General features: G+C 55.8%; 18 protein-coding genes, 2 pseudogenes, 1 riboswitch and 1 other annotated feature. Of the genes and pseudogenes, 18 read left to right on the forward strand and 2 right to left on the reverse strand.

Translation table 11 applies throughout. The features are described 5' to 3' along the window. Positions 1–234: 234 nt before the first annotated feature. The 4 genes from msrA (at position 235) to pheT (ending at position 5341) form a co-directional block, all read left to right on the forward strand. The gene (gene msrA / locus AP057_RS10100) at positions 235–759 is read left to right on the forward strand and encodes a peptide-methionine (S)-S-oxide reductase MsrA (RefSeq protein WP_013144533.1); all 525 of its coding nucleotides are present in this window, start codon (positions 235–237) and stop codon (positions 757–759) included. Further along, positions 756–1508, forward strand: coding sequence for an RNA methyltransferase (locus AP057_RS10105; RefSeq protein ID WP_049624977.1), 753 nt, complete (start codon positions 756–758; stop codon positions 1506–1508). Before msrA ends, AP057_RS10105 begins: the two co-directional genes overlap by 4 nt. A gap of 86 nt (positions 1509–1594) precedes the next feature. Then, positions 1595–1830: a binding site (T-box leader), on the forward strand. Positions 1831–1870: 40 nt separating this feature from the next. Then, positions 1871–2905 carry a phenylalanine--tRNA ligase subunit alpha gene (gene pheS / locus AP057_RS10110; RefSeq protein WP_033014393.1) on the forward strand — a complete coding sequence of 345 codons (1035 nt, stop codon included), beginning with the start codon at positions 1871–1873 and terminating at the stop codon, positions 2903–2905. A 21-nt stretch (positions 2906–2926) separates the two neighbouring features. Then, positions 2927–5341: a phenylalanine--tRNA ligase subunit beta gene (gene pheT, locus AP057_RS10115; protein WP_055358670.1), complete on the forward strand. Its 2415-nt coding sequence runs from the start codon at positions 2927–2929 to the stop codon at positions 5339–5341. Positions 5342–5452: 111 nt separating this feature from the next. Here pheT and AP057_RS10120 read toward each other — a convergent pair whose 3' ends face one another. Continuing rightward, positions 5453–6376 (reverse strand): helix-turn-helix transcriptional regulator, encoded by a 924-nt coding sequence (locus AP057_RS10120; RefSeq protein WP_055358671.1) that lies wholly within the window; start codon positions 6374–6376, stop codon positions 5453–5455. A gap of 124 nt (positions 6377–6500) precedes the next feature. On the opposite strand from AP057_RS10120, the gene modA reads away from it, so the two are divergent. From modA to AP057_RS10150, 6 genes and pseudogenes are all read left to right on the forward strand, one after another. Then, a complete protein-coding gene (gene modA / locus AP057_RS10125; protein WP_049626572.1) occupies positions 6501–7292 on the forward strand; it encodes a molybdate ABC transporter substrate-binding protein in 792 nt (263 codons plus the stop codon). A gap of 151 nt (positions 7293–7443) precedes the next feature. Further along, positions 7444–7506: riboswitch (Fluoride riboswitch) on the forward strand. 46 nt (positions 7507–7552) lie between these two features. Continuing rightward, positions 7553–7942 (forward strand): CrcB family protein, encoded by a 390-nt coding sequence (locus AP057_RS10130; protein WP_033006426.1) that lies wholly within the window; start codon positions 7553–7555, stop codon positions 7940–7942. Beyond that, entirely contained in the window at positions 7942–8292 is a 351-nt protein-coding gene (gene crcB, locus AP057_RS10135) for a fluoride efflux transporter CrcB (protein WP_033006429.1), read from the forward strand. Before AP057_RS10130 ends, crcB begins: the two co-directional genes overlap by 1 nt. A gap of 85 nt (positions 8293–8377) precedes the next feature. Next, positions 8378–8611 (forward strand): contact-dependent growth inhibition system immunity protein, encoded by a 234-nt coding sequence (locus AP057_RS10140; protein WP_183084387.1) that lies wholly within the window; start codon positions 8378–8380, stop codon positions 8609–8611. Between the two features lie 210 nt (positions 8612–8821). Continuing rightward, positions 8822–9529, forward strand: a pseudogene (locus tag AP057_RS10145) (MMPL family transporter); the annotation flags it as partial. 228 nt (positions 9530–9757) lie between these two features. Further along, entirely contained in the window at positions 9758–10423 is a 666-nt protein-coding gene (locus AP057_RS10150) for a type 1 glutamine amidotransferase domain-containing protein (protein WP_015375566.1), read from the forward strand. A 145-nt stretch (positions 10424–10568) separates the two neighbouring features. Here AP057_RS10150 and rnhC read toward each other — a convergent pair whose 3' ends face one another. Then, positions 10569–11498, reverse strand: coding sequence for a ribonuclease HIII (rnhC, locus tag AP057_RS10155; protein WP_055358673.1), 930 nt, complete (start codon positions 11496–11498; stop codon positions 10569–10571). A 111-nt stretch (positions 11499–11609) separates the two neighbouring features. Between rnhC and zapA the strand changes: the two genes are divergently transcribed. From zapA to AP057_RS10190, 8 genes and pseudogenes are all read left to right on the forward strand, one after another. Continuing rightward, on the forward strand, positions 11610–11885 hold the full coding sequence (zapA, locus tag AP057_RS10160; protein WP_014196491.1) for a cell division protein ZapA: 276 nt from the start codon (positions 11610–11612) through the stop codon (positions 11883–11885). Continuing rightward, entirely contained in the window at positions 11878–12417 is a 540-nt protein-coding gene (locus tag AP057_RS10165; RefSeq protein ID WP_033014375.1) for a CvpA family protein, read from the forward strand. The genes zapA and AP057_RS10165 overlap by 8 nt, the downstream gene beginning before the upstream one ends. A 42-nt stretch (positions 12418–12459) precedes the next feature. Further along, positions 12460–14184 carry a DNA polymerase/3'-5' exonuclease PolX gene (polX, locus tag AP057_RS10170; protein ID WP_055358674.1) on the forward strand — a complete coding sequence of 575 codons (1725 nt, stop codon included), beginning with the start codon at positions 12460–12462 and terminating at the stop codon, positions 14182–14184. A gap of 20 nt (positions 14185–14204) precedes the next feature. After that, a complete protein-coding gene (locus tag AP057_RS10175; protein WP_310794014.1) occupies positions 14205–16559 on the forward strand; it encodes an endonuclease MutS2 in 2355 nt (784 codons plus the stop codon). Positions 16560–16573: 14 nt separating this feature from the next. Continuing rightward, the gene (locus AP057_RS10180) at positions 16574–16981 is read left to right on the forward strand and encodes a DUF350 domain-containing protein (protein WP_033010786.1); all 408 of its coding nucleotides are present in this window, start codon (positions 16574–16576) and stop codon (positions 16979–16981) included. 13 nt (positions 16982–16994) lie between these two features. Then, positions 16995–17159 (forward strand): hypothetical protein, encoded by a 165-nt coding sequence (locus AP057_RS17525; RefSeq protein WP_162839634.1) that lies wholly within the window; start codon positions 16995–16997, stop codon positions 17157–17159. An 86-nt stretch (positions 17160–17245) separates the two neighbouring features. Continuing rightward, positions 17246–18961 (forward strand): annotated as a pseudogene (locus AP057_RS10185) (long-chain-fatty-acid--CoA ligase). 52 nt (positions 18962–19013) lie between these two features. After that, positions 19014–19601, forward strand: coding sequence for a TetR/AcrR family transcriptional regulator (locus AP057_RS10190; RefSeq protein WP_055358675.1), 588 nt, complete (start codon positions 19014–19016; stop codon positions 19599–19601). Positions 19602–19608 lie beyond the last annotated feature (7 nt).

Below are 19608 nucleotides of genomic sequence, written 5' to 3' on the forward strand. Positions count from 1 at the left end.
TATCGTTTGCCAATGGCGGCGGATTTATACATGGAGCGGCTCTCGTATATGGTATAAATAGAGGAAAAACTAGACCGAAATGAGTGATGGCGACGATGGACGAGAAACCGAGCGGCCGGCGTACGGAACGGAACGAGCCTGGCTTTGTGAAGGAACTTGGCTTTGGTCGTGAAAGATGACAACGGCACACATTTTGTTATAATCAAATGAAGAAACTTGTGAGGTGACGACACAATGGAAAAAGCGACATTCGCCGGCGGCTGCTTTTGGTGCATGGTGACGCCGTTTGAGGAGCTTGACGGCATTTACGGCATCGTCTCCGGCTATACGGGCGGGCATGTCGAAAACCCAACATACGAGCAAGTGAAAACCGGCACGACCGGCCATTACGAAGCGGTGCAAATCACGTTTGACCCGGACGTCTTTCCGTATGAGCGGCTGTTGGAGCTGTATTGGTGTCAAATCGACCCGACCGATGACGGCGGCCAGTTTCACGACCGCGGGCCGCAATATCGGACGGCGATTTTTTACCATAACGAAAAACAGCGCCAGCTCGCCGAGCAGTCAAAGCGGGCGCTCGAGGAAAGCGGGCGCTTCTCGAAGCCGATTGTAACGAAAATTTTGCCGGCGACGACGTTTTACCCGGCGGAAGAGTATCATCAAAACTACCATAAGAAAAATCCGGAGCATTACAAGCAAGACCGCGCCGCGTCCGGGCGCGACGAGTTTATCGCCAAACATTGGGGGACGAAACGGTGAAGCGGATCGAATCGCCGAAAAATGCGCGCGTCAAACAATGGAAAAAGCTGCAGACCAAAAAAGGGCGCGATGAGACCGGATTGTTTTTGCTTGAAGGGTTTCATCTTGTCGAAGAGGCTGTAAAAAGCCGAGCGCCGCTTGTTGAGCTGATGGTGGACGAGCGGACAGCCATCCCGCCCGGCTGGGACGTCAGCGTCCCGGTTGTGATCGTGACCGAAGCGGTGATGAAGGCGATCAGCAGCACGGAGACGCCGCAAGGCATCGCCGCGGTGTGCCGACAGCTACCGGCCGAGCTTGAAGGCGTGAAGACCGCCTTGCTCATTGACGCCGTGCAAGACCCGGGCAATCTCGGGACGATGATTCGCACCGCCGATGCCGCCGGGATCGATGCTGTCATCCTTGGCGAAGGGTGCGCCGATGTGTACAATCCGAAAGTCGTGCGGGCGACGCAAGGGTCGCTGTTTCATCTTCCGGTTGTCAAAGGCGATTTGGCGCAATGGATCGCGCGTTTCAAGGAGCAGGGCATTCCGGTGTACGGAACGGCCTTGGAGAATGCCGTTGATTACCGCACCGTTCCGCCTTCGTCTTCCTTCGCCTTGCTCGTCGGCAATGAAGGAAGCGGCGTCCGGCGCGAATGGCTCGAGATGACGACGGAAACCATCTACATCCCGATTTACGGCCAAGCCGAGTCGCTGAATGTCGCCGTCGCGGCCGGAATTTTGCTTTATTCCTTGCAGGCGGTGCGGTAAACGATGAGCTGCGCAAAGAAATTTCGGCCTGACCTTGCCTTTGCCGTTTTCTTTGCGTATAATAAATAGCGACATTTTCCATACGGACAACAACGATGACGGAGAAAAGTAGCTTGCCGCTCGCCATCCAGGGAGAAAACGCCGGAGACTGGGAGCGTTTTTATGGCCGACGCAAGTGAAGTTCACCTCCCGAGTTGGCACCGGGACCATCCCAAAAGGGGATGTAAAGGTGTTCCGGCTTTCGGCCGTTATCGCAATGAAGCGAACAGCACATTTGTGCTGTTAACAAGGGTGGTACCGCGAGCAACAACTCGTCCCTTACCGGGGGCGGGTTTTTTATTTTGGATAGAGGAGGGACTTAAGTGAAAGAACGGCTGTACGAGCTGAAGCAAGAAGCGCTTCGCCGAATCGATGAGGCGAAAGACGTCAAAGCACTGAATGACGTGCGCGTCGCTTACTTGGGCAAAAAAGGGCCGATCACCGAAGTGCTGCGCGGCATGGGGGCATTGCCGCCGGAAGAGCGCCCGAAACTCGGCGCGCTGGCCAATGAAGTGAGAGCGGCGATTCAGCAGGCGCTCGAGGCGAAACAAGCGAAACTGGAACAGGAGGAAGTCGAGCGGAAGCTGGCCGCCGAAGCGATCGATGTGACGCTGCCGGGACGACCTGTGAGTCTTGGCAATCCCCATCCGCTGACACGCGTCATTGAAGAAATTGAAGATTTGTTTATCGGCATGGGCTATACGGTCGCCGAAGGGCCGGAAATCGAGACCGACTATTACAACTTTGAGGCGCTCAATTTGCCAAAAGGCCACCCGGCCCGCGATATGCAAGATTCGTTTTACATCACGGAGGAGATTTTGCTTCGCACCCACACATCGCCGATGCAGGCGCGGACGATGGAAAAACACCGCGGGCGCGGCCCGGTGAAAATCATTTGTCCGGGCAAAGTGTACCGCCGCGATACGGACGATGCGACGCATTCGCACCAGTTTACGCAAATTGAAGGATTGGTTGTGGACCGGAACATCCGGATGAGCGATTTGAAAGGGACGCTGCGCGAATTTGCCCGCAAGCTGTTCGGGGAAGGGCGCGACATCCGCTTCCGGCCGAGCTTTTTCCCGTTCACCGAGCCGTCGGTCGAAGTCGATGTGTCCTGCTTCCGATGCGAAGGGCGGGGCTGCGGCGTCTGCAAAGGCACCGGCTGGATCGAAATTTTAGGAGCCGGCATGGTGCATCCGAACGTGCTTGAGATGGCCGGCTTTGATTCGAAAACGTACACCGGCTTTGCGTTCGGCATGGGGCCGGAGCGGATCGCGATGCTGAAGTACGGCATTGACGACATCCGTCATTTCTATCAAAACGATCTACGTTTCTTGCGGCAATTTTTGCGTGTGTAACAGAAAAAGGAGGGGTTTTCCATGCTCGTGTCTTACCGTTGGCTGAGCGAGTACGTCGATTTGACGGGGGTCACCGCCGCGGAACTCGCTGATCGCATCACGAAAAGCGGCATTGAAGTCGAGCGGGTTGAGGCGCTCGACCGCGGGATGAACGGCGTCGTCATCGGCCATGTGCTCGAGTGCGAGCCGCATCCGAACGCGGATAAACTGCGGAAATGCCTCGTTGACCTTGGCGAAGGCGAGCCGGTGCAAATCATTTGCGGCGCCCCGAACGTCGCCAAAGGGCAAAAGGTCGCCGTCGCCAAAGTCGGGGCGGTGCTGCCGGGCAATTTCAAAATCAAACGGGCGAAGCTGCGCGGGGAAGAATCGAACGGAATGATTTGTTCGCTCCAAGAGCTCGGCGTCGAAACGAAAGTCGTGCCGAAAGAGTATGCAGACGGCATTTTCGTCTTTCCGAGCGATGCGCCGGTCGGCGCCGATGCACTGGAATGGCTCGGCTTGCACGATGAAGTGCTCGAACTGTCTTTGACGCCCAATCGCGCCGACTGTTTAAGCATGATCGGCGTCGCCTATGAAGTCGCGGCCATTCTCGGACGTGAAGTAAAGTTGCCGAAAGCGGCGGTCAAAGAAACGAACGAAAACGTTCACGACTACATTTCCGTCCGCGTCGAGGCGCCGGAAGACAACCCGCTGTACGCCGGGCGGATTGTGAAAAACGTCCGGATCGGCCCGTCGCCTCTTTGGATGCAAGCGCGTTTGATGGCGGCCGGCATTCGCCCGCACAACAACGTCGTCGACATTACGAACTACATTTTGCTTGAGTACGGCCAGCCGCTTCATGCGTTTGACTACGACCGCCTCGGTTCGAAGGAGATTGTCGTCCGCCGTGCAAAAGCGGGCGAAACGATCATCACCCTTGATGATGTCGAGCGGAAGCTGACGGAAGAACATCTCGTCATCACCAACGGCCGCGAGCCGGTCGCCTTAGCCGGCGTGATGGGCGGGGCGAATTCGGAAGTGCGCGACGACACGACGACCGTGTTCATTGAAGCGGCGTACTTTACAAGCCCGGTCATCCGCCAAGCGGTGAAAGACCACGGGCTGCGCAGCGAAGCGAGCACTCGGTTTGAAAAAGGCATCGATCCGGCGCGGACGAAAGAAGCACTCGAGCGCGCCGCGGCGTTGATGGCCGAATACGCCGGCGGCGAGGTCGTCGGCGGCGTCGTGGAAGCGAGCGTGTGGCGCCAAGACTCAGTGGTGGTGACGGTCACGCTCGAACGCATCAACGGCGTCCTCGGCACGGCGATGTCGAAAGAGGAAGTGGCCGTGATTCTTTCGAATTTGCAATTTCCGTTCACAGGAGACAACGGAACGTTTACGATCGATGTCCCGTCGCGTCGGCGCGACATTGCGATTGAAGAAGACATCATCGAGGAAGTGGCGCGCCTGTATGGCTACGACCGTCTGCCGGCGACGCTGCCGGTGGCGGAGGCGAAGCCGGGCGGACTCACGCCGCATCAGGCGAAGCGCCGCCGCGTCCGACGCTATTTGGAAGGGGCGGGCTTGTTCCAAGCCATCACGTATTCGCTCACGAGCCCGGACAAAGCGGCGCGCTTTGCGCTTGAGACGGCCGAATTGGTCCGCTTGGCGCTGCCGATGAGCGAAGAGCGGAGCGTTTTGCGGCAAAGCTTAATTCCGCATCTGCTTGAAGCGGCGAGCTACAACCGCGCCCGCCAAGTCGAGAACGTCGCCTTGTACGAAATCGGCTCTGTCTACTTGTCCAAAGGAGAAGGCGTCCAACCAGCGGAAAAAGAGCGCCTCGCCGGCGTTCTCACCGGCTTATGGCACGCCCATTTATGGCAAGGAGAGAAAAAGGCCGTTGATTTTTACGTTGCCAAAGGCATTTTGGACGGCTTGTTCGACTTGTTTGGACTCGCCGCCCGCATCGAGTACAAGCCGGCCAAGCGCGCCGATTTGCATCCGGGACGGACGGCGGAGATTGCGCTTGACGGCAAGGTGATCGGCTTTGTCGGCCAGCTCCATCCGGCCGTGCAAAAAGAGTACGATTTAAAAGAAACGTACGTGTTCGAGCTCGCCTTGACCGATCTGTTGAACGCCGAAAGCGAAGCGATCCGCTACGAGCCGATTCCGCGCTTCCCGTCGGTCGTGCGCGACATCGCCTTGGTCGTTGACGAAATGGTCGAAGCCGGCGCCTTGAAGCAGGCGATCGCCGAAGCCGGGAAACCGCTTGTCAAAGACGTCTCCCTCTTTGACGTCTACCAAGGCGAGCGCCTGCCGGCCGGGAAAAAATCGCTCGCCTTCTCGCTCCGCTTCTATGATCCGGAGCGGACGCTCACGGATGAAGAAGTCACGGCCGTCTATGAGCGGGTATTGGCGGCGGTCGAGCAGCAATTTGGCGCCGTGTTGCGCGGGTAAAACGAAAAGCTGTTCCGAAAGCGATGGACTTTTGGAACAGCTTTTTTTGATGAGAGCTCGTTTTCAAACAGATTCAGAAAACGAAAGATGCTAACAAAGGTGGATGCCCTGTCAGCCGCGTTCAGCTATAATGCGCCCGGTTTGCGACACATCGTACCCGCCGAGCGCTTCGAGTTCGGCGCGGAACGAATCGGAGCGGAGCACGTCGAGCACGGAAGCGATGAGCGATTCATTCTCCGGCGTCCGCAGCATGACGACATCATACTGTTCGTTCATTAGCGGAATGAACTCGACGCCGGCCATTCGCGCCACCTTTTCCGTGCCGATGCCGACATCGGCGAGACCTGACGCCACCGCGGAGGCGACGCTCAAATGGCTTGTTTCCTCGCGTTCATAGCCGCGAATGGCGGACGGCGACAATCCATGCAGGCGCAGCTGTTCATCTAACAGGACGCGCGCCCCGGCCCCTTTCTCCCGATTGACGATCACGACGTCGCTCCTTCCTAAGTCGCGCCACGTTTGAATGCTGCGAGGATTGCCTTTTGACACATAAAATCCAATCGGCCGGCGCATGACGTTCACCATGATGTACGCATGGCCTGTCAACAGCTTTTCCACATACGGACGGTTGTACTCGCCTGTCTGCCCGTCAAACAAATGCACGCTGACGATGTCGCATTGCCCTTTATACAGGGCGATCAGCCCATTGAGGCTGCTCGTGTAGGTGCGGAGCGATTGATAAGGGCCGTTTTTTTCCAGATGGACGCCAAGCAAATCGAGCGCCGCATCTTGGCCGCTGATGATGATGGGGCGAACGGCGGCTTCGACCGGCCGTGAAACGGCGGAAGAAACGGGGCTTGTCTCCCCTTTTTGCTCGTCGATGTACCGGCGAAGATCATCCGCGGTAATCCGCATTTGCCGCCCGACGCGAAAGGCGGGCAGCTTCCCTTTTTTCACTAAATCGTACACCGTTAGTTTAGACACTTTTAATAAGGAAGCGATTTCTTCAATCGTGTATGACTGCGGCTCCGTCATCATGCCATCCTCCTTTCTTTCATTGTAGCGCAAAGAACGCATGGGGAAAAATTTTTCTTTCCCAACTACTTATTATTATTTATAATTAGATATCATTACATATAAAAAGATAAGGGGGAGACAGATGCGAAAAATCGCATGGCTTGCCGTATTGCTCTTGCTGTTCGGCTTGTATGGCTGCGACAGCGGCTCAAAAGAGGGGAAGGGGCAAACGAAATCGGCGGATAAAGTGGAGCTCACCGTCTCCGCCGCCGCTAGTCTGCAAGAAGCGCTGGAAGAAGCGAAAACGGCGTTTGAACGAAAGCATCCGAACATCCGCATCCAATACAATTTCGGTGCGTCGGGCGCGTTGCAAAAGCAAATTTCCGAAGGGGCGCCGGTCGATCTTTTCTTTTCGGCGGCCGCTGAGCCGTTTGAAAAATTGAAAGCAGAAGGGTTGATCGATTCCAAACACGAAAAAACAGTGCTGGCGAACGAACTCGTCCTCATTGCGCCAAAACAAGGGGAAGGAGCGGTTCAGTCGCTCGATGACATCATCCGTGCCAAACGGATCGCCATCGGCATCCCCGAATCGGTGCCGGCCGGCATGTACGCGAAACAAACGTTGGAGAAGGCGGGGCTGTGGGAGAAGGTGGCACCGAAGCTCGTGTACGCGAAAGACGTTCGCCAAGTGTTGACGTATGTGGAAACCGGCAATGTCGACGCCGGATTTGTGTACCGGACGAACGCGCTTGCCTCGGAGAACGTCAATATCGTCGCTGCAGTGCCAAGCGGCATGCACGACCCGATCGTCTATCCGCTTGGTGTCGTCAAGACGAGCAAACATCTCAAGGAGGCGCAACAGTTTTACTCGTATTTGACAAGCGGTCCAGCGCTGCAAATGTTCGAAGAGCACGGATTTCGCCGCGCCCGCTAGAAGACTGGTGGGCGGGTAAAAATACCGCTGAATCCTGTCTTTTCTCAACTAGAGAAGCCTAGCACAATCAGCCTTCTTTTTTGGCAAAATGCCGCCTGTTTGCTGTCCTTCACATGGGAAGGGGACATTATGGTAAAATAACAAACAAGAAAACGTTATAGGCGATGGAGTTCGCCATAACCGCCGGCTTCCGGCTGATGACTCCTGCTACAAATGAAAAGCGGCAGGAGTCTGTTTATTTTACGAAGGAGGGATGGTTATTGGTCTATCTCGCCGTCGGCGCAGCCGGCATGATCGGCGCGCTTGTCCGCTATGTCGTTGGTCTTGTCGTGCCCGCTGCCTGGTTGGGAGGGGTTCCGCTCGGAACGCTTTTGGTGAACTGGACCGGCTCGTTTTTGCTCAGCTGGCTTACGGTGGTGTTCACCCGCCGCCCGTCTTGGCCGCCGTGGCTGAAAACAGCGGCGACGACCGGGTTCATCGGCTCGTATACGACGTTTTCGACGCTCAGCGTCGAATGTGTGGAATGGATGGAACAAGGGCGCTTTGGCATGGCGGCCGTGTATATCGCCGCCAGCCTGTTCGGCGGCCTAGCCGCCGCATGGGCGGGATATGTTGCCGCCCATCCAAAGCGAAAGGAGGAAATAGCATGATGACCGCACCGCTATTGGTGATGATGGGGGGTTTTTTTGGCGCCATCTGCCGTTATGCCGTCAGCCGCTGGGCGGCTCGGCGTTCGCCGCGTTTTCCCATAGGGACGCTCATTGTCAACTTGCTTGGGTCCTTTTTGCTTGGCTGGCTCGCCGGAAGCGGCGCCGCCGATGCGACGAAGCTACTTGTCGGCACCGGCTTCATGGGCGCGTTCACGACGTTTTCGACGTTGAAATGGGAAAGTGTGCAAATGATGCAGCAGCGCCAATGGGCGAAGGTGGTCGTTTATTTGGCGGCTACGTATTCGTGTGGCGTGTGGCTGGCGTGGCTTGGCTATCGCGTGGGGCGGTGATGAGCGGCAATGAAAAACGGGCTTGATTTCTGAACGGGAGGGAGAAAAGAGATTGCGATTTGTTGAGCCAGGGGAGGAGACTAGAATGGCGAGGGCAAGAGTGGAAGAGAGATTCAAGACATTGCGATACTTTATCGATGGCTACTATAACCAATCGATCGATGATGAGTTTGATGGTCGGATTCGCGATTTTCGCGATTATGAACCGAAATGTTTGGTCAACGCATTGCGGAGAGAGTTGGTTGATTTGCGAACAGTCGTCGCCCAAGCCGACAAGGAAACCTTTAACTTCCCTCGGAAAGAAGTCTCCTACTTCTAAACGTGAAGGTGCGCCAGCACCAGTGAAAGTGGGAGATGAATTTCGGTTGGCGTTAGCCAACGAATAGGATAGAATATGGCTAGAACGGACACCTTCGGAACGAAGGGAAGCGTAAAGGGTTCTTGTGTGTGGCTTACCGTTCAGCGAACACACACAAGTCGCTTGAAGCCCCCACCTCTAAGCGAAGCGTAGGTGGTGGGTAGTTCACAAGAAAATCCGTATTCGACATCGGCGCTCAGCCGTGTGGATGACATTCACACCGCCGCTGAGCGGGCGGTGAAAGGGACGAAGTGGGAAGACGCGACGATCGCTGTCGGCGGCGTCACCAGCACGTACGCCGATTTGCAGGCGATCTCAAACGCCGACTATAAACGGACGGCCGTGCTGATGTTGATCGGCATCGCCATCGTGCTCGCAGCGCTCCTTCGTTCGCTTATCATGCCGCTCTATTTGATCTTGTCGCTCGTCCTGACGTATTACACATCGATGGCCGTCACCGAACTCATTTTCGTCAACGGCCTCGGCTATGCCGGCTTGAACTGGGCGGTGTCGTTCTTCGCCTTTGTGTTGCTGTTGGCGCTTGGCATCGACTACAGCATCTTCCTCATGGATCGGTTCAACGAATACCGCGGCTGGCCGGTGAAGGAAGCGATGCTGTCGGCGATGGGCCATATGGGGCCGGTCATCATCTCGGCCGCCGTGATTTTAGGCGGAACGTTCGCCGCGATGTATCCGTCCGGTGTCTTGTCGCTCTTGCAAATCGCGACGATTGTGCTGACAGGGCTTCTCCTTTACGCCCTCGTCGTTCTGCCGCTGTTTGTGCCGGTCATGGTCCGCACGTTCGGCCGCGCGAACTGGTGGCCGTTTCGGCAGCCAGTGAGCGAAGTGGATGGTCTGGAACAACAAAAAATCAGTTAGGAAGGCGAGTCAACGCCGCTCCCCGCATGCTGGGGGCGGCGTTCTTTTTCAGGAGAGCTGGCACGATGCCGCCTCTCCTCATCAACGAAATATAGGTGCTCGTTGCTTGATCGTCCGCCAGCGATTCATTCCTTTTCCATTTCACAAAGCATATTTTTTCCTCTTTTGCCCAACATAAAGTATGATGAGTAGTAGAGAACATTCCAAAACCTAAAGGAGGGCTGCCGCATGACGAAACGAGTGCTCATGGTGGTGACGAACCATACGACGATCACCGACGACCATAAAACCGGGCTTTGGCTTGAGGAGTTTGCCGTACCGTATTTGGTATTTAAAGAAAAAGGGTATGACGTGAAAGTGGCGAGCATTCAAGGCGGCGAGGTGCCGCTTGACCCGCGCAGCATCAATGAAAAAGACCCGTCTTGGGCGGAGGCGGAAGCAGTGCTGAAGAACACAACACGTTTAAGCAAGGATGATGCACACGGGTTTGACGCCATTTTCCTTCCCGGTGGACACGGGACGATGTTCGATTTTCCCGACAATGAAACGCTGCAATACGTCTTGCAGCAGTTTGCCGAAGACGGGCGCATCATCGCCGCTGTCTGCCACGGTCCGTCAGGGCTGGTGAACGCCACATACAAAGACGGCACGCCGATTGTGAAAGGAAAAACGGTCACGTCATTTACGGATGAAGAAGAGCGTGAAGTCGGGCTTGATGTGCATATGCCGTTTTTGCTCGAGTCGACGCTGCGCCTGCGCGGTGCAAATTTCGTCCACGGCGAGAAATGGACCGATTTCTCGGTGCGCGACGGTAACTTGATCACCGGGCAAAATCCGCAATCAAGCCGAAGCACGGCGGAAAAAGTCGTCGCCGCGCTGGAAGAGCGGGCGTGAGCGATAAAGGCTGAATGTGCGGCAAAGGGGTGTCCCAAGAGAACGGGGCACCCTTTCTTCATGACGGGATGCAGGGACACACATATTACCCGTGGTGCTAGATAAACTCAAACAAACATCATTGTTCATCAATCCCACTCCTTCACTACCGGCGCTTGGCGATGGCAAGCGCCTTTTTCGTATTGGCGAAATGAAGCTTGGCGCACGCCGCGAGCGCTTCTTCCCCCCGCGCGCGGATGATCCGGGCGGCGGCTTCGTCAACGATGGCGCCGGCACCTTTTGGAAGCAGGAGGCCGACGGCGCGGGATAATTGCTCCATCTCCTCTAAAAACACATAGCGGGCGATGATCGAGGCGGCGGCGACTGATACGTGGACACTTTCCGCCTTGGGAAGGCAGTGCACCCGCTCGCGGATAATGCGATCTTCATCGGAAAGGTAACGGAAATACGAATCCCGTTTTAAAAATTCGTCGATGATGATTGCTTCTGGTTCGGCGGGCGCGATGGCGTCAACGAGTTTCACGAGCGTCCGGTTGTGAAGCAGCGCCTTCATTTTCGTCTGCGGCATGCCGCTTCGCTGCCAGCGGTTGTATTGGGGGTTATCCAGCACGGTGACCGCATGCGGCACGGTTTCCATGATGGCTGGTGCGATCCGTTTGATCGCTTCATCGTTCAATTGTTTCGAATCTTTCACGCCAAGCGCCGCGATTTTGGCGATATGCGGCCGATCCACGTAGGCGGCGGCGACGACGATCGGGCCGAAATAATCGCCGGTGCCGACTTCATCGGAACCGATGGCGGAAAGAGACCCGAGTTGATGAGCTGCCAAAGCGGACGGCTGGTGGTCAGCTGTTTCGTTTGAGGCGCTCGCCCCTGATATCCATTTCGCTGCTTCTTGCTCCGCCGCTTTCCCTTGAAACAGTACTTTGCCTGAGCGGTAGGCGGTGATCACGACATCCGGGCGTTTGACGGCAAACAACGCTCCAGCCGGAAGCCGGTCGGACAAGGCGCCTTCATAGTGGGCGCGCAAGGCCTCAAGCAGCTGTTGGTCGGCTTGAATCACATAGTTTGACAACGTTCGATCGCTCCTTTATCTTCTCTATCGTTGCTGTGTGTCGCTTCTTTCCATTATACCAGCGTTCATGATATGATAAACAGTAGGATTTGGCGAAATGGGGGAGAAAGCTTGACAGAACAGCCAAAAACGCGAGTGAGCGTCCGCATCTATGGACAAGACTACACGATCGTCGGCGCGGAAAGCCCGGCCCACATCCGGCTCGTGGCGGCGTTCGTTGATGATAAAATGCATGAATTCAGCGAGAAAAATCCGCTCCTTGATGTGCCGAAGCTGGCCGTGTTGACAGCCGTCAACATCGCCAGTGAGTATCTCAAACTGAAAGAACAATATCAACGGCTGGCGGAACAGCTGAAACAGGAAAAGGACGGGAAACAGGATGATTGATGTCGTGCTGCTGTTTGTCCTGTTGATGGGGGCGATGATCGGGCTGAAGCGCGGCTTTATCCTTCAATTCATTCATATGGCCGGGTTTCTCATCGCCTTTTTCGTCGCCTATCGCTATTATGAACGGTTTGTGCCGACATTGCGCCTTTGGATTCCGTATCCGACGTTGGGAGACCCGGAGACGATGAAGCTGCTGTTTCAGAGCACGCATTTGGACGATGCCTATTATCGGGCGATTTCCTTTGCGCTTTTGTTTTTTGCTGTGAAAATCGTCCTGCAAATCATCGGCTCGATGCTTGATTTCGTCGCCCAGTTGCCGCTCTTGCGAAGCGTCAACCGTCTGGCGGGGGCGGCGCTCGGGTTTGCGGAAGTGTATTTGCTCGTCTTTTTGCTGTTGTATATCGGGGCGCTCGTGCCGATTGACAGCGTGCAGGAGCAGCTGCAGCGTTCGCTTATGGCGACCGTGATTGTGAAACATACGCCGGTGTTGTCGGAGATGCTTGGCAACTGGTGGATTCATGGCCGCGTCTGACCGGGCGTGGCCGCGGTTTTGCGGGAAAGGGAGGAAATGGGGATGAGCGTCCATAAAAAAGAAGTCATCCGCCTGCTTGAAACGATCGCACTGTATATGGAGATCAAAGGAGAAAATCCATTTAAGGTCAACGCCTTCCGCAAAGCGGCGAACGCCTTGGAAACGGATGAGCGGAGCCTCGCGGAAATCGGCGACTTCACCGCCATTCCCGGCATCGGCAAAAGCACGGCGGCGATCATCACCGAGTTTGTCGAAACCGGTTCATCATCGGTGCTCGAGGAATTAAAGCGCGATATTCCGGAAACGCTTCTTTCCTTGCTTAAGATCCCGGGGCTTGGCGGCAAAAAAATCGCCAAGCTGCATCAAGAGCTCGGTATTGTCGATATGGATGGATTGAAAGAAGCGTGTCTGGTGGGAAAAGTGCGGGAGCTTCCCGGTTTCGGCGCGAAAACGGAGGAAAAGTTGTTGGCGGCGATTGAGGAGGCGGGCAAACGCCCTGAGCGGCTGCCGCTCGCTCGGGTGCTCGCCGCCGCGGCGGATGTGGAACGCCAGCTTGCTTGTCTTGATGGCGTGATCCGCTTCTCGCGGGCCGGCAGTTTGCGTCGCGTAAACGAAACGGTGAAAGATTTGGATTATGTCATCGCCACCGACCGTCCGGCTGCGGTGCGCGACGGGCTTCTTCGTTTTGAGCGTGTCCGCGAGGTCATCGCTGCTGGGGAAACGAAAGTGTCGCTTCTGCTTCGCTATGACGACGATGTGGCCGTCGACTTCCGGCTGGTCAGCGGGGCGCAGTTTGCGACCGCGCTCCATCATTTCACCGGATCGAAGGAGCATAACGTGCGCATGCGCCAGCTCGCCAAAGAACGCGGGGAGAAAATCAGCGAATACGGCGTGGAAGACGAAGCGACTGGCAAGGTGAAAACGTTCCCGGATGAAGCGGCGTTTTACGCCCATTTCGGGCTGCCGCACATTCCCCCGGAGCTGCGTGAAGACGGCACGGAAATCGAGTGCTATTCGGACCGATATCCGCTTGTCCGCCTTGAAGACATTCAAGGCGATTTGCATATGCATTCGGCATGGAGCGACGGGGCGTGTTCGCTTGAGGAGCTCGTTGAGGCGTGCCGCCGCCGCGGCTATCGGTATATGGCCATCACCGACCATTCGCAATTTTTGAAAGTCGCCAACGGTTTGACGCCGGATCGATTGCGGCGCCAGCGCGAGGAAATCGAACGGCTGAACGCGCGCTATTCGGATTTTACCATCCTCGCCGGCATTGAGATGGATATTTTGCCGGACGGGACGCTCGATTACGATGATGACGTGCTCAAGGAGCTGGATTTTGTCATCGCCGCCATTCACTCTGCGTTCAAACAGCCGCGCGAGGCGATCATGAAGCGGCTCGAGGCGGCGTTTCGCAATCCGTACGTCGATGTCATCGCCCATCCGACCGGAAGGCTCATCGGCCAGCGCGGCGGTTATGACGTCGATCTCGATCGGCTCATGAAACTCGCGGCCGAGACGAACACGGTGCTTGAGTTAAACGCCAACCCGAGCCGTCTCGATTTGTCGGCAGCTTACGTGAAAAAAGCCGAGGAAGCGGGGGCGTATATTGCCATTAACACGGACGCCCACCATTTGGACATGCTTGATGATATGGCTATTGGCGTGGCGACGGCAAGGAAAGGCTGGATCAAGAACGAAACGGTCATCAACACATGGCCGCTTGACAAGCTGCGGCAGTTTTTGCGCGACAAACGAACGAAATGAATGAGCTGGGGGTCAGATACGTGCAACGAAAAGTGCTTCACACCTTGGAGTTCGATAAAGTGAAAGAGCAGTTGGCTGAGCATGCGTCCTCGCCGCTCGGTTTGGAAAAAATCGAGGCGCTCATGCCGTCATCCGATTTGGAGGAGGTGGCCGCTTGGCTTGAGGAAACGGATGAAGCGGCCGCTGTTTTGCGACTTGCTGGCTATGCGCCGCTTGACGGAGTTGTCAACATTCGCCCTCATTTGAAACGGGCGTCGATCGGCGGCGTGCTCAGTCCGCAAGAACTCGTGGAAACGGCATCCACCTTGACCGCAAGCCGGCAGATGAAACGGCTGATTATGGATCTGCATGAAGAGCAGGGGGGATTGGATCGTCTGTCCATTTATGCCGATGAGCTCGTGGAGGTGCCGGCGCTTGAGCATGACATTCGCCGTTCGATCGACGACCATGGCGAGGTATTGGATGCCGCAAGCGACCGCCTCCGTTCGCTCCGCGGGCAAATTCGGTCAGTGGAAGCGCGCATCCGCGAGAAGCTTGAGAGCATCATTCGCTCGCCGTCGGCGCAAAAGCGGCTGTCGGACGCCATCATTACGATCCGCAACGACCGCTATGTCATTCCGGTGAAACAAGAGTATCGCAGTGCCTATGGCGGCATCGTCCACGACCAGTCGGCGTCCGGGGCGACGCTGTTTATCGAGCCGCAGGCGGTCGTCGAGTTGAACAACGCACTCCGCGAAGCGCGGGCGAAAGAAAAGCAAGAAATCGAACGCATTTTGCGCGAACTGTCGGCAAAAGTCGCTGAGCAGGCTGAACCGCTTGCGCGGGCGGTTGAGTCGCTTGCGGCGCTCGATTTTGCGTTTGCCAAGGCGAAATACGCCCGCCGGCTGCAAGCCGCGAAGCCAGCGGTCAATAACCGAGGCTATCTTCGCTTTGTGCAGGCCCGCCATCCGCTGCTTGATCAAGAAAAGGCGGTGCCGAATGACATTGAACTCGGCGGCGATTATACGACGATCGTCATAACAGGCCCAAACACCGGCGGGAAAACGGTGACGTTAAAAACGGTCGGCTTGTTGACATTAATGGCGCAAGCGGGGCTGTTTATCCCGGCGGCCGACGGATCGGAAGCGGCGGTGTTCCGCGCAGTGTACGCGGATATCGGCGACGAGCAGTCGATCGAACAAAGCTTGAGCACGTTCTCGTCCCATATGGTCAATATTGTCGACATTTTGCGCCATGTCGATGGCCAAAGCCTTGTGCTGTTTGATGAGCTCGGAGCAGGCACCGACCCGCAGGAAGGGGCGGCGCTTGCCATCGCCATCTTGGATGAAGTGCACGGGCGCGGGGCGCGGACGGTGGCGACGACGCATTATCCCGAATTGAAAGCGTACGGCTACAACCGCCCCGGGGTGGTGAACGCGAGCGTTGAATTTGACACCGAAACGCTCCGTCCGACGTATAAACTATTGATCGGCATTCCCGGCCGCAGCAACGCCTTTGACATCTCACGCCGCTTGGGGTTGGATGAGCGGATTATCGAGCGGGCGAAAGCGCAAGTGAGCGCGGAAAGCCATAACGTGGAAAACATGATCGCGTCGCTCGAACGGAGCAAAAAGCAAGCCGAGGAAGACGAAGCACGGGCGCGCGCGGCGTTGGAGGAAGCGGAGCGGCTGCGCGCCGAGTGGGAGCAAAAGCTCGAAGCGCTCGAAGAGGAAAAAGAAGAGCGGCTGGCTGAAGCGGCGAAGCAGGCAACGGACATCATCCGCGCCGCCGAGCGCGAAGCCGAGCGGGTGATCCATGAACTGCGCCGCCTGCAAAAAGAAAAGCAGGCGGAAGTGAAAGAACATGAGCTCGCCGAGGCAAAACAGCGGCTCGCCGCCGCCGTGCCGAAAGTCGAGAAACGGAAAAGAGCAAAAAAACAGGCGCCGCGCCATGTATTCCAGCCGGGTGATGAAGTGAAGGTGACGAGCCTCAACCAAAAAGGCTACTTGATCGAAAAAGTGTCGGACGATGAATGGCAAGTGCAGCTCGGCATTTTGAAAATGAAAATTCACGAGCGTGACTTAGAATACATCGGCAGCGCGCCGGTGAACGACGTGACGCCGATTGCGACCGTGAAAGGCAAGGACGCCCATGTGAGCCTTGAGCTTGATTTGCGCGGCGAACGGTACGAAGATGCGCTCCTTCGGCTTGAGAAATACTTGGATGACGCCGTGCTCGCCGGATATGCGCGCGTCTCCATCATCCACGGCAAAGGGACAGGCGCGCTCCGTCAAGGGGTGCAGCAGTTTTTAAAGCAGCACAGGGCGGTCAAAAGCTTCCGATTTGGTGAGGCGAATGAAGGCGGGACCGGGGTGACGGTCGTGGAACTGAAATGATGGGGGCGAGAATGATGGCGCCGTTTTGGGAGCACGAAATGGTGAGAACCGCTGCCAATTTCAGCGTCGCCGTGCTGTGCATCGTGGTGTTTTTGGCCGTGTTTGAACTCGTCACGAAGTATAAAAACTGGGAAGAAATTCAAAAAGGCAATATGGCAGTGGCGATGGCAACCGGCGGAAAGATTTTTGGCATTGCCAATATTTTTCGTTACGCGCTCGCCCACCATGAGTCGCTGTTGTCGATGGTCGGCTGGGGCGTGTACGGGTTTTTGCTTCTGCTCGCCGCGTATTTTATTTATGAATTTTTGACGCCGAAGTTTAACATCGATGATGAAATCGCCAACGACAACCGGGCGGTCGGCTTTATCTCGATGGTCATTTCCGTCGGTTTGTCGTTTGTCATCGGCGAAGGGATTCAGTAAAGGGGAGCAACGAATGAACGCAGTAGTCAAATGGTTGTTGATTGCGGTCGGGCTGTTTTTGATCGCCGGCATCGCGTATATGGCGGTGCGCAACCGATCGGTCGATGTGCTGGCGAAAATCTTGTTTGTCATTTGCGCGTGCTTTTTCTTCATTGGTTTGGTGTACTGGTTTTGGTGACGTCTCGCTCAGGCGAGGCGTTTTTTTTTTTTTTTTGGTAAAAAATTACAAAAAGTGAAATAAAATAGAAACAAGGAGGGATGCATATGGAAAAACCGTGGCTCGCTCATTATCCGCCGTCCATTCCTGCTACGCTCGACTATCCACAAAGAAAACGATTTCCGATTATTTGTGGGAGACGGCGGAACAATATGGCGACAAAGACGCCATCGATTTTTTCGGAAAGACGATGACGTTCCGCCAAGTGTATGAACAGGCGCTCACATTCGCCCACTTTTTGCGCCGCCTTGGTGTTCAAAAAAGGAGACCGGGTGGCGGTGATGCTGCCAAACTGCCTGCAGGCGGTGATCAGCTACTACGGGACGCTCCTAGCGGGCGGCATCGTCGTGCAGACGAATCCGCTTTACACCGAGGATGAGCTTGAATACCAGCTGAACGACAGCGGCGCCTCGGTGCTCGTGACGATGGATCTTTTGTATCCAAAGACGGAAAAGGTGAAAGGGGGGACGCCGGTCAAGCATTGGATTGTCACGAGAATGCAAGAGTATTTGCCCACGGTGAAGAAATGGCTGTATCCGCTTGTGCAATGGAAGCAAAACATGCTGATTGTCCGCATCGCGGAAAGCGAAACTGTTCATCTGTTCCGCACGATCATGAGCCGCAAGGAAACCGATCCGATCGGGGTGGACATCGACCCCGTGGAAGATGTGGCGCTGTTGCAATATACAGGCGGCACGACGGGACATCCGAAAGCGGCCATGTTGACGCATCGCAACTTGATCGCCAATACGCTCATGTGCGCCCATTGGGTGTATAAATGCGAAAAAGGAAAAGAAACGGTGCTCGGTGTGCTTCCGTTTTTCCACGTGTACGGCATGACGACGGTGATGAATTTGTCCGTGATGATGGCGAGCAAAATGGTGCTGCTCCCGCGCTTTGATGTCAAGCAAACATTAAAAGCAATCGAGCGCACCCGGCCGACGATGTTCCCAGGCGCACCGACGATGTACATCGCTTTGTTGAACCATCCGGATTTGCCGAAATATGATTTATCTTCGATCAACGTCTGCATCAGCGGATCCGCTCCGCTACCGGTTGAGGTGCAGGAGCAGTTTGAACAGGTGACGAGCGGAAAATTGATTGAAGGATACGGGTTGACCGCGGCATCCCCTGTCACCCATAGCAACTTCCTTTGGGACGGGGAGCGGGTGAAAGGAAGCATCGGTGTTCCGCGTCCGGATACGGACGCGAAAATTGTTTCCTTGGAAACGGGTGAGGAAGCAAAGCCCGGCGAGCGTGGAGAACTCGTCGTGCGCGGGCCGCAAGTGATGAAAGGCTACTGGAACCAGCCGGAGGAGACTGAGCAAGTGCTGCGTGACGGATGGCTGTACACCGGCGACATTGGCTATATGGATGAGCGTGGGTATTTTTATATCGTCGACCGCAAGAAAGATGTCATTATCGCCGGCGGTTACAACATTTACCCGCGCGAAGTCGAAGAAGCGCTGTATGAGCACTCGAAAGTGCAGGAAGCGGCCGTGATCGGCGTTCCGAATCCGTACCGCGGCGAGACGGTGAAAGCGTTCGTCGTGTTAAAGCCGGGGAGATGTGCAGCGAACAGGAGCTTGACGCGTTTATGCGCCAGCGCCTGGCTGCTTACAAAGTGCCGCGCCTGTACGAGTTCCGCAGCGAATTGCCGAAGACGGCGGTCGGCAAAATTTTGCGCCGTGTTCTCGCAGAGCAAGAAAAAAATAAGGCTTGACAAATCGTCGGAACAATTCGTAAAATGGGGATATGAATGATGATTCATTCATTCATTTGAAGATGGGGATCGGAAGCAAAGGAGAATGACGATTGCGCAGAGAAAAGCCGAAGTTCAAGCAAATTATTGACGCGGCCGTCGTCGTCATCGCCGAGCACGGCTACCATCAAGCACAGGTGTCGAAAATCGCCAAGCAGGCCGGTGTCGCCGACGGCACGATCTACCTTTATTTTAAAAACAAAGAGGATATTTTAATTTCGCTTTTTCAGGAAAAGATGGGGGCGTTCATCGAGAAAATTGAACAAGAGACAGAAGGAATTTCAAGCCCCCTAGAGAAATTGTATGTGTTGGTGAAAACTCATTTTTCCGCCCTCTCTGCTGATCCGCATATGGCGGTCGTGACGCAGCTTGAGTTGCGTCAGTCGAACAAAGAGCTGCGCCATCGCATTAATGACGTGCTGAAAGGATATTTGCGGCTCATCGACCGCATCATCATGGAGGGGATGGAAAAAGGGGAATTTCGCCAAGATTTAGACGTCCGGCTCACCCGGCAAATGATCTTTGGCACCCTTGATGAAACGGTGACGACGTGGGTGATGAACGAGCAAAAGTACGACCTAGCCGCGCTCGCCGATCCGGTGTACGAACTGCTCATCAAAGGGTGCGCCGCCGGGCGTTAGGAAAGGC

The organism is Geobacillus sp. Sah69 (assembly GCF_001414205.1).
Lineage (GTDB): Bacteria > Bacillota > Bacilli > Bacillales > Anoxybacillaceae > Geobacillus > Geobacillus stearothermophilus.